The sequence below is a fragment of the Sphingomonas canadensis genome (assembly GCF_026013525.1).
In the GTDB taxonomy this organism is placed as follows: Bacteria; Pseudomonadota; Alphaproteobacteria; order Sphingomonadales; family Sphingomonadaceae; genus Sphingomonas; species Sphingomonas canadensis.
In genome coordinates this window covers 174,408-187,131 of the sequence record NZ_JAPDRA010000002.1, presented here as the reverse complement: position 1 = coordinate 187,131, position 12,724 = coordinate 174,408, and the positions used below count along the sequence as shown (strand labels likewise).

Below are 12,724 nucleotides of genomic sequence, written 5' to 3'. Positions count from 1 at the left end.
TCGGCCCCCTAGAAGCCGTACCTGAGGCCCAGCAACGCCTGGGCGGCGGTGATCGAATTCCCGGTCTCGTCTTCCGAGCCGTAAACCCCCACCGCCGCGGTGCCGCTGAGCTTGCCGAAGCGGTGCGAGTACATCGCATTCGCACCCCAACCGTAAAGGCCGCGTGCACCCGGCAGGTCCGAATTCGAATAATTTCCGAAAACGCTGCCGCTGATCGCCGCATTCCGCCCCAGCTCGCGCGAGGCGAAGGCCTGGATGTAATAGCTTTCGTCGAACGATCCGTTGACGTTGACCCCGGTGCCGAAGCCCGTGGCGGGCGCGATATAGTTGCGGCGCTGATATCCGCCGCCCAGGCCCATGCGGATCGGCCCGCGCGCCAGCACCACCACGCCCGTCGCGCCGCGCGCACGATAGTTGGCGGTGGCGGTGGAGGCCAGGATGCCGTTCATGCAGCTTCCCGCCGCGCCGCCCGTGGTGCCGAAGATGCAGCCGCTATACTGATTGCCGAACGGATCGACGGTGGTCACGAAATCGGTCGGCAGCGCCGCCAGCCCGCCGTTGATCTGGCGGCCGAAGCTCTCGACCGAGTCATAGACGCCGATCTGGATGCCGCTCTGCGGGCCGATCTGATAGCTGAACGAGCCGGTATAGCTCATCGAGTCATAGCGCTGGCCGACCCGCGCCTCCAGGAAGGTGCGGCGGCTGGGGCGCCAGATCACGCCCGCATCCCAGAAGATGCCGTCGAAATCATAGGCGATGCGCGGCGCCGATGCGGGATCGGTCACCATCCGTCCGGCCGCGTCGCGCACCGGGGCGCCCGTGCCGTCGAGCAGCGGATCGCGCTGGGTGATCTCGATCTTCTCATATCCCACGCCGCCCGCGAGCGCGAACCCGCGGCCGACCGGCAGCACCACGTCGCCGCGCGCGTATTTGCCGTCGTATTTCTGGTCGAGCTGCCCCGCGTCCTCGCGCGTCCAGCTCGCGCTGGCGGTGATGCCGACGGGCAGCACCGTGCCCGATTTCACGCCGGTGCTCAGCGTCGCGACATGCACCTTCGAATCGTCATAGACGTCGAGCGGCGGCTGCCCCGGCACCGTGCTGGGGATGTCGGGCGCCTCCGCCTTGGTATAGCCGAAGCGATAGGCGCCGTTGACGAAGACCGGGCCGACGTTGGTCGCCAGGTTCGGGCCGATATAGGCCGAATAGACCTGGCTGGTGTTCGATACGTTGCCCGCCCCGGTGGCCGGAACGGGGCCGCGCGAATCGGAACGCGCGCGCGCCGCCATGCCCCCCGCCTCGATGCTCAGGTCCGGGGTCACCCGGCCGCGCACGCGGGCGATGCCGCTGTGGATATCCTGGTCCGCGACGTTCTTCTGATAGTCGAAGCGATGCTCGTACTTGTACGAGACCTGCACCTCCACGCGCCGCGTCTGGATCGATGCGTCGATCCCCGCCGCGACCGTGGTATAGGTCAGCACGTCGCCCCCGTTCAGGTCCGCGGTGGCCACCTGGCCGACCTCGATATAGGGCGTGATGTCGTTGCGGCGCTCCTGCGCCTGGGCCGGGGCGGCGATGCCGCAGCCCAGGACCAGCGCAGCCGCCGATGTGGTGACGAACAGCCGGGTCACTTCCCCGCCTCCCCATAATAGCTTCCGAAGCGCCGGCCCCCCGGCTGGAACGAAACCCCGTTGAGCAGAAGCTGGATATGCTCGCAGGCATCCAGCATCGCGGTCGCCTCGCGCAGGTCGCTCTCGGTGGTCTTGTCGGCGCGGACGACGAGCATCACCTGCCCGGCGTGCAGCGCCAGCACCGAAGCCGGCGAGGCGGCCAGCGCGGGCGGCGAATCGAAGATCACGATGCGGCGCGGATTGGCCGCCGCCAGCCCGTCCAGGATCGCGCGCGCGCGGTCGCTGGCCAGCAGTTCGGTGTCGCTCGCGGTGCGCGTGCCCGCGGGCAGCAGCGATAGCTGCGGGATATCGGTGTCGATGATGCAATCCTCGACATGCGCCACCGCGCCGGAGAGCGCATCGAGCAGCCCCGGCCCGGCCGGAATGCCCAGCCGCTGGAGCACGTCGGGCTTGGCGAAATCGGCGTCGACCAGCAGGATTTCGACGTCCTTCTCGGCCGCCATCGAAAGCGCGAGGTTGATCGCGCAGAAGGTCTTGCCCTCGTCCGGCTGCGCCGAGCAGACCAGGATCATGCGCGAACGCATCGCATCCTCGCCCGCCACCGCGCGCGCGGTGAGCAGCAACTGGCGCTTCACCAGCCGGAATTCCTCGGCCAGCGTGGTCACATGGCTGCCGGGGACGATCATCCCCTGTTGCGCCAGCAACGTGCGGTCCACCGGGGCAATGCGGCGGCCGGGGCGCGGCGCGGGCGCCTCGGGCACCGGCGGAACCTCGGGCACCGCCAGCACCTCGGGCGCCACCGGAGCGGCGGGCGCGAAGGCGGGGCCGTCCAGCGGATGGCCGCGGCGCAGGCGCGGAAGCTCCAGCCCGTCGAGCGGATAGGCGGGCGCGGCGGGCGCCATGCGCGGCTGCGCGGGCTCCGCCGGGATCTGCTGCTGAGGCTGCTGCGGGACCTGGGGCGCGCCGTAATGGAACTGCGCGGCTGCGCGCTCCAGCAGCGTGCCCTTGTACCGGCGCGGGGTCTGGTCGTTCATCGGATCAGGCCCCCAATCCGCGCTGGATGAAATCGACGCCCACCAGCCCCACCCAGGCAAAGCCGAGCGCGGCGACGCCGCCCGCGAACAGCACGAGCCGCCTGCGCCGCATCGCGCGCTGGGCGGAGGAGATCACCTCGCCGATCGATCCGATCACGGGCATGCCGCTGGCGCGCTCAAGCCGCCGCGCGGTGGAGAAGGTCGTCTGGAGCCGGCCGAGCATGAACGCGGCGCCCAGCCCGGCGAACAGGCCGGCCATCAGCACGCCGGTGAGCAGCAGCGGCCGGTTCGGCGCGGCCGGCGCGCGCGGCTGGGTCGGCGGATCGATAACGCTGAACTTCGCCCCCTCGGTGCTCGACTGCACCTGGCTCTTCAGCTTCACCTGCTCGCGATCGGCGAGCAGCTTGTCATACTGGTCCTTCAGCACCTGATAATCGCGGTCGATCGTCGCCATCTCGGCCGCCTGGGCCGGATTGTCGGTCATCGCCGCCTGGATCTTGGCCAGATCGGCGTCGATCGCGGACTTGCGCTGGATCAGCGCCGCGACCTGCGCCTGCTTGTCCGCGCGCATCGACTGGAGGCTGAGGTACAGCGGGTTGCTGGCGCTGCCGCCGCCGGAGATCGGCTCGTTGCGCGCCGCAGCCTGGGCGGCGGCAAGCTGGCCCTTCAGCGCCACCATGTCGGGGTGGCTGTCGGTCCAGCCGCGTGCCCGCGCCTCGGCGATCTGGCCCTGGATCGCGCCCAGACGGGCGCGCGCCGGGCCGGCGGTTCCGGCCGCTCCGGCCACGTTCGCGGGGGTTCCCGCCATCTGGGCGTTGACGGTGCTGAGCGCGCTCTGCGCGGCGGCGAGATCGGATTCGACCTGGGCGAGCTGGGTGCGCGCCGCGCTCATCCGGTCGGCAAGCGATCCGGTGCCGGGCAGGTTGCCCAGGTAGCGCGTCTGGAAATCGGCCTTCTTGGCCTCCGCCTCCTGCAACTCCTTCTGCCGCGCGGCGATCTGATCGTCCAGGAAGCGCAGCGACTGGCCGGTCTCGTCGCGCGTCTCGGCCAGGTTGCCCTCGACGAACACGTCGATCAGCTTCTGGTTGATCTGCTTGGCCAGCTTGCCGTTGCCGGCGGTGACCGCAATCTCGAACAGATTGTCCTGCTGGGCCGTGAGCTTGATCATGCCCTGGAGCGAGGCGATCCGGTCCGCGACGTCGCGATCGGTGGCGACGGTGCGGGCGATGTCGGTGCCGCGCACCACCTTTTCCAGGTTCACCGCGGAGGTGAAGGTCTGGCGGACGCGATCGATCTCCTTCTGCTGATCGGCCGCCGCGGCGCCATTCTGCATCGGCAGCAGCTCGCGGAACTGGATCGAGACGCGCGAGCGCGACTCATATTTGTTCGGCATCTGCGACACGACGAGCCAGCCCGCGAGGCACACCGCCCAGGCGACGGCCAGCGCTATCCAGCGCCGCATCCATACGGCGTGGATCGCTGCCCGGATTTCGTCGTAGAGGCTCCCCATCCCGCGCGGCCCCTTTAGAACATGCTCTCGGGGATGATGATCACATCGCCCGGCTCCAGCTTCACGTTCGCGCTGGTATCGCCCTTCTTGAGCAGGTCGGAGAGGCGCAGCTTATATTCGCGCTGGCGGCCGGTCTGCTTGTCGACACGCACCAGCCGCGATCCGTTGCCCGAGGCGAACTCGGAAAGCCCGCCCACCGCGATCATCGCGTCCAGCACGGTCATGTTGGCGCGATAGGGGATCGAGGCCGGCTTCTCGGTCGCGCCGACGACGCGGATCTGCTGGCTGTAGGTGCCGGAGAAATTCTTGACGATCACCGAGACGATCGGGTCCTTGATATACTCGCTCAGCGCGTATTTCAGGTCGTCCGCGAGCATCGCCGGGGTCTTGCCGACGGCGGGCATGTCGTTGATCAGCGGGGTGGTGATGCGGCCGTCCGGGCGCACCTGCACCTCGGCCGAAAGCTCGGGGTTGCGCCATACGAAGACCTGGAGCTGGTCCATCGGGCCGATGACATATTCCTCGCCCGGCCCTTCGCGGCTGGCGACGAAGGTGGCGGGGGGCAGTTGCTGCCCGCTTCCGCCGCCCATGCAGCCGGAAAGCAGCAGCGCCGCCGCAACCGGCGCCCAAATCCCCAAGCGAATACCCTGAAAACGCATGCTCGAGCCTCCCTCCTGGCGCGGGTGGAGGCGCAGCCGACGTCTCGGATGCATGCCCGCGCAGGATCGGGGACCAGCTATGGGGTGAAGAGGTTAAGATGGAGTTAGGAGTTTATGGCGCCCGCCAGAAGTTCCATTGCGGGACCATGTCCCAGAAACGCGGAGGGGCTCGCGCTGGGGCCATAGGCGCCGGAAGCGAAGATCGCGATAACGTCACCCGCCTCCGCGCGCGGCAGCGCGACGCGGTCCGCCAGCCGGTCCAGCGGGGTGCAGAGCGGGCCGACCACCGTCACCACCTCCTCGGCCGCATCGGCCATGCGGCCGGCCACCGCCACCGGATAGTTGCGCCGCACGACCATCCCGAAATTGCCCGTCGCCGCCAGGTGATGGTGCAGCCCGCCGTCGGTGACCAGGAAGACCTCGCCCGCGCTCTCCTTGCGGTCCACCACGCGCACCAGATAGACGCCCGCCTCGCCCACGATCCAGCGGCCCAGCTCGATCGCGAAGCGGCTGCCCGCCAGCTCGGGCGGAAGCGCCGCCAGCCGCTGGCCCAGCGCCATGCCCACGCCCTCCACATTCACGGGCAGGTCGCCGGCGAAATAGGGGATGCCGAAGCCGCCGCCCAGGTTGACGAGCGGCGGCACCGCCCCCGCCTCCCCCGCCAGCCGTGCGGCGAGCGTCACCGTCGCCGCCTGCGTCTCGGTGATCGCGCCCGAATCGAGCGCCTGCGATCCCGCGAAGATGTGGAAGCCGCGCCAGTCCGCCCCCGCCGCGACGATCTGACGCACCAGCGCGGGCACGCGCGCGGCGTCGATGCCGAAGGGGGACGCGCGCCCGCCCATCTTCATCCCCGATCCCCGCAGCTCGAAATCCGGGTTCACCCGCACCGCCAGCCGCGGGCGGATGCCGGTGCGATCGCCGATCGCCAGCGCGCGCCGGGCCTCGCCCTCCGATTCCAGGTTGACGGTCGCGCCCGCGCGGATCGCCGCCTCCAGCTCGCCGTCGCGCTTGCCGGGGCCTGCGAAGCTGATGCGGTCCGCGGGCATCGCCGCCAGCGCCTTCTCCAGCTCGCCGCCCGACGCGACGTCGAACCCGCCGACCAGCGGCGCCACCGCCGCCAGCAGCGCGGGCAGCGGATTGGCCTTGATCGCGTAATGGATGTCCACGATCTCCGGCATCGCCGCGCGCAGCCGCGCCAGCCGCGCCGCGATCATCCCGAAATCATAGAGATACAGCGGCGTCCCGCCCGCCTGCGCGATCCATGCGCCGAACGGGCGGCCCGCCACGGTCAGCTCCGGCGCCCCGGCGAATTCGGGCGGGATCGGGCCGGATGCCTTTGCGCCGTTCACTGTCCTTCTCCCACACTGTTCAGGCCGGCGCGCAGCGCGGTGCGGTCCAGCTTGCCGTTCGCATTGTGCGGCATCGCCGCGCGCCACTCGTAACGGGCGGGCTGCATGAAGCTGGGCAGGTCGCGCCGCAGCCGGTCGCGCAGCGCGGCCTCGGCCGCCGCCGCATCGCCCTTGGCGCGTGCGATGACCACGATCGCCTGCCCCAGCCGCGCGTCGGGCACGCCGAACGCCGCCGCCTCCGCCACCACGCCGCAGGCCAGCACCGCCTCCTCGATCTCGGTCGGGCTGATGCGGTTGCCGGCCGACTTGATCATCTCGTCGTCGCGGCCGACGAAGCGCAGCAGCCCATCGGCATCCGCCACCACCGTATCGCCGGACCACACCGCCATGCCCCCGCTTTCGGCGAAGTCTGGCGCGGGGCGGAACCGCTGCGCCGTCCGCTCCGGATCGCGCCAATAGCCCTGCGCCACCAGCGGCCCGGCATGGACCAGCTCGCCCGGCTCGCCCGGCGCGGCGGGGCCGCCGCCGGGGCGCACCACCATCACCTCGGCAAAGGGGATCGCGCGGCCGATCGAATCCGGGTGCGCGTCGACCAGCGCGGGATCGAGATAGGTCGATCGGAACGCCTCCGTCAGCCCGTACATCGGATAGAGGTCCGCCGCCGGGAACCGTTCGCGCAGGCCCGTCACCATGCGCGGGGTGAGCGCGCCGCCCGAATTGGTCAGCCGCCGCAGCCGGGCCGCCGTCTCCGCCGGCCACTCCGCCTCCAGCAGTTGCACCCACAGCGGCGGCACCCCCGCCAGGCTGGTCGCGCCGAACCGCTCGACCGCCTTCACCACGTCGCGCGCGGTCAGATAGTCGAGCGGGACCACGCATCCGCCCGCGTGCCAGGTGGATAGGAGCTGGTTCTGCCCATAATCGAAGCTGAGCGGCAGCACGCCCAGCACGCGATCCGCGGGCGTCAGCTTCAGATAATGCGCCACGCTGGCGGCGCCCAGCCACAGGTTGGCGTGGCTCAGCATCACGCCCTTGGGCCGCCCGGTGGAGCCGGAGGTATAGAGGATCGCCGCCAGCGCCGCCGGATCGGCCGAGGACGGCGGCAGCGCATCCGCCCCGCGCGCCTCCTCCTCGGTCGCCACGCGGCAATCTGCGGGGACGTCTCCGGGCTGGAGCGCGGCGATGCGCGCCGCCTGGGTGAGCAGCAGCCGCGCGCCGCTGTCGGCCAGGATATGCGCCACCTGCGCATGCTTCAGCACCGGGTTCACCGGTACATGCACCAACCCCGCGCGCGGCGCCGCCAGCGGCATCAGGCAGGCGGTGCGCGTCTTGGGCAGCCAGCTCGCCACCCGATCGCCCGGCGCGAACCCCTGGCCCGCCAGCCAGTGCGCCAGCGTGCCCACCGCCGCCTCCAGCCCCGCATAGTCCAGCGTGCCCGCGCGATCCTCCAGCGCGGGCGCCGCCGCGCCGCCGCGCAGGGGCAGCGTGTCGATGGGATAGGGTCTCGGATCGGGGGGCACGGCGCCAGCATAGTCTTGGCAGCGCCCCCGCCAAGTCTTACGGGAACCAAAAAACGGTTCAGGGGGCCTCAATTGCAGTCCAAGGGAACAGCCGGGATCGACAAGGCGGTACGCGCGGTGATGGCCGACGTGCTGGGCCTGGATGCGGCGCGCGTCGCCGCCTTCACCGATGATACGCCGCTGTTCGGCGCGCTGCCCGAGCTCGATTCGCTCGCGGTCGCCGGGCTGCTGACCGAGCTTGAGGACCGGCTGGGCATCCTGATCGAGGATGACGAGGTGGACGGCGAGATGCTGGAGACCTTCGGTTCGCTGAAGCGCTTCGCCGCGGAAAAGGCGGGCACGTGATATCGGGCTACGACTGGCCCGGCGGGCGCGAGGCGATGCTTCGCTTCGGTCCGTCCGAAGGTCCGGTCGTGGTGGCCGCGCTGCCGCTGTTCGAGGAAGCGAACCGTACCCGCGCCTTCGCCGTCACGCTGCTGCGCCTGCTGGCCGGGCACGGCATCGGCGGCGCGCTGCCCGATCTTCCCGGCACAAACGAGAGCCTGGTGCCGACCGAAGAGGCGACGCTCGGCCGGATGCGCGAGGCCTTTGCCTCCGCCACCCTCGCCTTCGAATGGGAAGGCCGGAGCTGCTATGTCGCAGCGATCCGCAGCGGCGCGCTGATCGACGCCCGCGCGGAGCCCGACGGCCGCTGGTATCTGTCGCCCCAGCCCGGGCCGGACCTGCTGCGCGAGCTGACGCGCATCGCCCAGGCCGGCGCGCGCGAGGGCGGCACGGCCTTCGATCCCGCCGCGCTGACCGACGCCGCCGGTCCGGTCGAGATCGCGGGCAACCGCATCGCCCCCGCGCTACTGCGCGAGCTGGCCGCCGCCCAGCCCGCCGATGGCCCCCGCGTGCGCACCGTGCGGCTGGAGACCGACGCACGGCCCGCCGACCGGAAGATCGACGCCAGCCCGCTGTGGCGCCGTGCGGAGCCGGACAATGATCCCGCGCTTGCCGCGCTGCTCGCCGCCGACATCGCCGATTGGGTGCGCGCATGCGAAGGATGATCGCTTTCGCCTGCGCCGGCGAGACGCTGTTCGGCACGCTCGACGAAGGCGCGGGCCAATCCGGGCTGCTGATCATATCCGGCGGCAACGAGATTCGCAGCGGATCGCATCGCGGCATGGCGCGGCTCGCGCAACAGACCGCGGCTGAGCTGGGCGTACCCGTGTTCCGCTATGACCGGCGCGGCGTGGGCGATTCGACCGGCGCCAACCAGGGGTTCGAACACAGCGCGCAGGATATCGCCGCCGCCGCTGCCACCTTCGCGGCGGAGGTGCCTGGCATGCGCCGCATCGTCGCCTTCGGAAACTGCGACGCCGCCACCGCGCTGGCGCTGTTCCATGGCGCGGCTGGCATCGACGCGCTGCTGATCGCCAATCCCTGGACGATCGAGCAATCCGCCGCGAGCGACCTGCCCCACGCCGCCGCCATCCGCGCGCGCTATGCCGAGCGGCTGAAGGACCCCCGCGAATGGCTGCGGCTGCTGCGCGGCGGCGTGAACATCGGCAAGGTGCTGAAGGGCATCGGCAAGGTGATCGGCAGCCGCACGGGTCCTGCCGCCGCCGCATCGCCCGATAGCCTGGCCGCGCGGCTGGGCGCGGCGCTGGGATCGGCGCAGGTGCCGGTGACGCTGCTGATCGCGCGGCGCGACAATACCGCCATCGCCTTCATGGACGCATGGAAGGGCGAGGCCTTCGCCGCCGCCCGCACCGCGATCACCCCCGTCGAGCGCGACACCGCCAGCCACAGCTTCGCCGGTCCGGGCGACGAGGCGTGGCTGTTCGATCGGGTGAAGGACGCGCTGGGCGGATAGGACGACTCAGGCGTGGTTGCGCATCGCGCGGCAAAGCTGAATGGCGATCCTCGCCAGATTGAGCGCCGTGTTCCGTAGATGCGTGACGGGGGCGTTGGCCCCCCTCCCCCCTGGCGCGGGAGTACAGGGGGTTTACTCCGCCGCTTCGTGCGCCTTCGTCTCGAAATCCGCTTCGGCCAGGAAGCGCTCGGCGTCGAGCGCGGCCATGCAGCCGGTGCCTGCCGCGGTCACCGCCTGGCGATAGGTCTTGTCCATCACGTCGCCGCAGGCGAACACGCCCGGCACGCTGGTGCGCGTGCTGCCCGGCTCGACCTTGATATAGCTGTCGTCGTCGAGCGAGACATGGCCGCGGAACAGCTCGGTCGCCGGATGGTGGCCGATCGCCACGAAGCCGCCGTCGACCTCGATCGTCGAAAGTTCGCCCGTCTGGGTATCCTCCAGTTCGATGCCGACCAGCCCCGCGGTGCCGCCGCCGTCGATGAAGCGGTTGACCTGCTTGTTCCACAGCACCTTGATCCGTTCGTTGGCGAACAGGCGCTGCTGCAGGATCTTCTCCGCGCGGAAGCTGTCGCGGCGGTGGATCAGCGTCACGTCATGGCTGTGGTTGGTGAGGTACAGCGCCTCTTCCACCGCGGTGTTGCCGCCGCCGATCACCGCCACCTTCTTGCCGCGATAGAAGAAGCCGTCGCAGGTGGCGCAGGCGCTCACGCCCTTGCCCTTCAGCAGATCTTCGGAATCAAGGCCCAGCCACTTGGCCTGCGCGCCCGTGGCGATCACCAGCACGTCGCCCAGATACACGGTGCCGCTGTCGCCGGTCAGGCGGAACGGGCGCTGGGTCAGGTCCACCTGGGTGATCGTGTCCCACATCATCTGCGCGCCGACATGCTCGGCCTGGGCCTGCATCTCCTCCATCAGCCACGGACCCTGGATCACCTCGCGGAAGCCGGGGTAGTTCTCCACATCGGTGGTGGTGGTGAGCTGGCCGCCCGGCTGGATGCCCTGGACGACGATCGGCGCCAGCCCGGCGCGCGCGCCATAGATGGCGGCGGTGAGGCCCGCGGGGCCGGAGCCCAGGATCAGCATGCGCGTGGAGTGGGTGGCGGTCATTCTCGTCCGTTTCCGAAGTTGCGTCGGGCGCTTCTAGGGGGAGCGCCCCGTTCGGCGCAACATAGGTTGCGCGCGCAATCGGACAACGGCGAAAGCCAGACAGCTTTACTGGCGGGCGCGATAGCCCCGCTTGCGATCAGCGCGCGGCGAACACCGCCACGGCAAGGATGCCCCAGAACGCGATCGACACCGCCAGCGCGATCAACAGCCCGCTGCCGGGCGGCAGGCGACCCTCGCGGTCATGCGAGGCCAATCCAGAAGGCAGGTGGTTGAGCGACTTCATACTCCCCTCCCCAACAGACTCGTTCTCTACGCCCAGCTTCTAAAACAACTGCTGAACGCGCGTCTGTTCGGGAAACCCTCGCTCCGGGTTATCCCGTAGGTTCGGTCAGCACCCCCTCGATCGAATAGCGGCCGATCGCGATCACCTGGCCGCCCGGCGCATCCTCCGCATCGACGCGGACGAAGGCCAGGTCGAGCGCGGTGGAGCCGATGCAGTTCTCGTCGCGCAGCCGCCGCACGACATCGGTGACCGGCAGCTCCAGCCGCACCTTGCCGTCCACCGCATTGTGCATGGCGGCGGCGATCTGGAACGGGCCGATCGTGCCGATCAGGCGGCTGTCGTCCTGCACCGGCCCCATGCCGGGCAGGTTGGCATAGATGCGGAAGAAATAGCCGCCCTCTGCGCCCGCGGCTGTCAGCGAGACGTCGTTCAGCACCAGCACGAGCTGGTCGGGGCCGGGAGGACCGTCCTGCGCGCCATGGCCGCTGTGGCCGGGCCGCATGCCGGATCCGCCCTCCATATTGTCGCCCATCGCCTCTGGAGGGGGCGGCGGCGGAGCGGCGGCGGGCGGCGGAGGCGCCGCCGCGGCAGGCGCGCGCGGGGCGCCGCGCCGCGTCCGCTTGCGTGGAGCCGGAGCGGGTGCGCCGACGATCGGCGCCTCCTCCACCACCGGCATCTCCACCGCGAAGGTGGCGCTGGCCAGCACCGGATCGGACCCCAGCGCGATGCTGCCGTCGGGCATCACCTGCGGCGGCGGCGGAGCGGCCGCTACCGGAGCGGGCGGCGCGGCGGCGGGACGCGGCGCCCTGCTGCGGGTCGCCTTGCGCGGCGGGCGCCTTCCGCTGCCGCCCTCGGCGTCGCCCGCGGTCACGGGCGGCGGAGCGCCCACCACAGGCGCCTCGTCCGCCGGGGCCGCCATCTCGACCGGCGGCGCCTGGGAAGGCAGCACCAGATCCTCGTAGCGATAGCCCAGCCGTTCGCACGCGATCGTATCCGCCTTGGCCAGGTCCATCGTCCCGGTATAGGCGAAGCGCCCCGCCCAATAGGACGCGCTCTCGGGCGGCATCGCCCCCGCATGGCCCGATGCCAGCCACGCCGCCCACAGCCGGTCCACATTGGCGTGGTGCAGCCAGAACACGATGTCCTGCGGCGATTGCATCGTCGCCATCCGGCCGCCAACCAGATTGTGGATGTTGTTATGGGGCGAAGCCTCGATCCGCGATTCGAAGCTGTTGCCCACACCGCGCTCGAACTTGCCCAGGCCCGGATCATAGGCGGTGAAGCCCAGCGCGGGGGCGATGGTGCTGCCCTTGCGCGGCTCCCACAGCGGATTGGTCGCCGCGTCGCCGCGGGTCACCTCCTCGGGCACGCGCGGATCGCGGTAATAGTCCCAATAGGGCAGCCGGAAATTGCCGTTGCCGGTCAGTTCGGCCAGCTTGCGCTCGAACAGCGCCAGATAGCCGCGGTGCCAGGCGAGGAAATAGGGCTTGCCGTGCGGGCAGTGGGTGGCGTGGATATTGGCCCAGAACAGCCAGGAATCGGCGCTCTCGATATTGGGCTCGCGCTTCAGCCGGGCGATGGCTTTCACGAAAGGGGCGAACATCGGCCCCTTGGCGAAGCGATTCCACGGCTCGCGCGGGCGCACGCCCGGCAATTCGGGCACCGCCCGTGCAAAGGCCGCGCCGCTGCCCATCAGCGCCAGCACCGCGAGCACGCCCCGCCGGTCGATCATCCTTCCCCCCAATCCCGATTCGCCCCGCGCGATCATAACGCGCCCGT

12 protein-coding genes are annotated in these 12,724 nt (G+C 70.6%); 3 read left to right on the top strand and 9 right to left on the bottom strand.

The window, feature by feature from the left end:
* Positions 1–8: 8 nt before the first annotated feature.
* The 6 genes from OM513_RS05895 to OM513_RS05870 all read right to left on the bottom strand — a co-directional run bounded on the left by OM513_RS05895 (position 9) and on the right by OM513_RS05870 (position 7,697).
* The gene (locus tag OM513_RS05895) at positions 9–1,628 is read right to left on the bottom strand and encodes a hypothetical protein (RefSeq protein WP_264943224.1); all 1,620 of its coding nucleotides are present in this window, start codon (positions 1,626–1,628) and stop codon (positions 9–11) included.
* A complete protein-coding gene (locus OM513_RS05890; RefSeq protein ID WP_264943223.1) occupies positions 1,625–2,662 on the bottom strand; it encodes an AAA family ATPase in 1,038 nt (345 codons plus the stop codon). Before OM513_RS05890 ends, OM513_RS05895 begins: the two co-directional genes overlap by 4 nt.
* 4 nt (positions 2,663–2,666) lie before the next feature.
* Positions 2,667–4,172, bottom strand: coding sequence for an XrtA system polysaccharide chain length determinant (locus tag OM513_RS05885; RefSeq protein ID WP_264943222.1), 1,506 nt, complete (start codon positions 4,170–4,172; stop codon positions 2,667–2,669).
* Positions 4,173–4,186: 14 nt separating this feature from the next.
* Positions 4,187–4,831: an XrtA/PEP-CTERM system exopolysaccharide export protein gene (locus OM513_RS05880; RefSeq protein WP_264943221.1), complete on the bottom strand. Its 645-nt coding sequence runs from the start codon at positions 4,829–4,831 to the stop codon at positions 4,187–4,189.
* Between the two features lie 104 nt (positions 4,832–4,935).
* Positions 4,936–6,180, bottom strand: coding sequence for a pyridoxal-dependent decarboxylase, exosortase A system-associated (locus OM513_RS05875; protein ID WP_264943220.1), 1,245 nt, complete (start codon positions 6,178–6,180; stop codon positions 4,936–4,938).
* The gene (locus tag OM513_RS05870; RefSeq protein WP_264943219.1) at positions 6,177–7,697 is read right to left on the bottom strand and encodes an acyl-CoA ligase (AMP-forming), exosortase A system-associated; all 1,521 of its coding nucleotides are present in this window, start codon (positions 7,695–7,697) and stop codon (positions 6,177–6,179) included. Before OM513_RS05870 ends, OM513_RS05875 begins: the two co-directional genes overlap by 4 nt.
* 72 nt (positions 7,698–7,769) lie before the next feature.
* Between OM513_RS05870 and OM513_RS05865 the strand changes: the two genes are divergently transcribed.
* The 3 genes from OM513_RS05865 to OM513_RS05855 are packed head-to-tail and all read left to right on the top strand — an operon-like array spanning position 7,770 to position 9,555.
* Entirely contained in the window at positions 7,770–8,042 is a 273-nt protein-coding gene (locus tag OM513_RS05865; protein WP_264943218.1) for an acyl carrier protein, read from the top strand.
* Positions 8,039–8,746 carry an alpha/beta hydrolase family protein gene (locus OM513_RS05860; RefSeq protein WP_264943217.1) on the top strand — a complete coding sequence of 236 codons (708 nt, stop codon included), beginning with the start codon at positions 8,039–8,041 and terminating at the stop codon, positions 8,744–8,746. The genes OM513_RS05865 and OM513_RS05860 overlap by 4 nt, the downstream gene beginning before the upstream one ends.
* Positions 8,734–9,555 (top strand): hydrolase 1, exosortase A system-associated, encoded by an 822-nt coding sequence (locus tag OM513_RS05855; RefSeq protein ID WP_264943216.1) that lies wholly within the window; start codon positions 8,734–8,736, stop codon positions 9,553–9,555. The genes OM513_RS05860 and OM513_RS05855 overlap by 13 nt, the downstream gene beginning before the upstream one ends.
* Before the next feature lie 132 nt (positions 9,556–9,687).
* Here OM513_RS05855 and trxB read toward each other — a convergent pair whose 3' ends face one another.
* The 3 genes from trxB to OM513_RS05840 form a co-directional block, all read right to left on the bottom strand.
* Positions 9,688–10,662, bottom strand: coding sequence for a thioredoxin-disulfide reductase (gene trxB, locus OM513_RS05850; RefSeq protein ID WP_264943215.1), 975 nt, complete (start codon positions 10,660–10,662; stop codon positions 9,688–9,690).
* Positions 10,663–10,798: 136 nt separating this feature from the next.
* The gene (locus OM513_RS05845; RefSeq protein ID WP_264943214.1) at positions 10,799–10,945 is read right to left on the bottom strand and encodes a hypothetical protein; all 147 of its coding nucleotides are present in this window, start codon (positions 10,943–10,945) and stop codon (positions 10,799–10,801) included.
* A gap of 88 nt (positions 10,946–11,033) precedes the next feature.
* Entirely contained in the window at positions 11,034–12,677 is a 1,644-nt protein-coding gene (locus OM513_RS05840; protein WP_264943213.1) for a tyrosinase family protein, read from the bottom strand.
* Positions 12,678–12,724: the final 47 nt, after the last annotated feature.

What these genes read in the sequence shown, in the direction of transcription:
- OM513_RS05890 (WP_264943223.1), bottom strand. Translation starts at nt 2,662, where the DNA reads ATGAACGACCAGACCCCGCGCCGGTACAAGGGCACGCTGCTGGAGCGC.
- OM513_RS05885 (WP_264943222.1), bottom strand. Translation starts at nt 4,172, where the DNA reads ATGGGGAGCCTCTACGACGAAATCCGGGCAGCGATCCACGCCGTATGG.
- OM513_RS05880 (WP_264943221.1), bottom strand. Translation starts at nt 4,831, where the DNA reads ATGCGTTTTCAGGGTATTCGCTTGGGGATTTGGGCGCCGGTTGCGGCG.
- OM513_RS05855 (WP_264943216.1), top strand. Translation starts at nt 8,734, where the DNA reads ATGCGAAGGATGATCGCTTTCGCCTGCGCCGGCGAGACGCTGTTCGGC.
- trxB (WP_264943215.1), bottom strand. Translation starts at nt 10,662, where the DNA reads ATGACCGCCACCCACTCCACGCGCATGCTGATCCTGGGCTCCGGCCCC.
- OM513_RS05845 (WP_264943214.1), bottom strand. Translation starts at nt 10,945, where the DNA reads ATGAAGTCGCTCAACCACCTGCCTTCTGGATTGGCCTCGCATGACCGC.
- OM513_RS05840 (WP_264943213.1), bottom strand. Translation starts at nt 12,677, where the DNA reads ATGATCGACCGGCGGGGCGTGCTCGCGGTGCTGGCGCTGATGGGCAGC.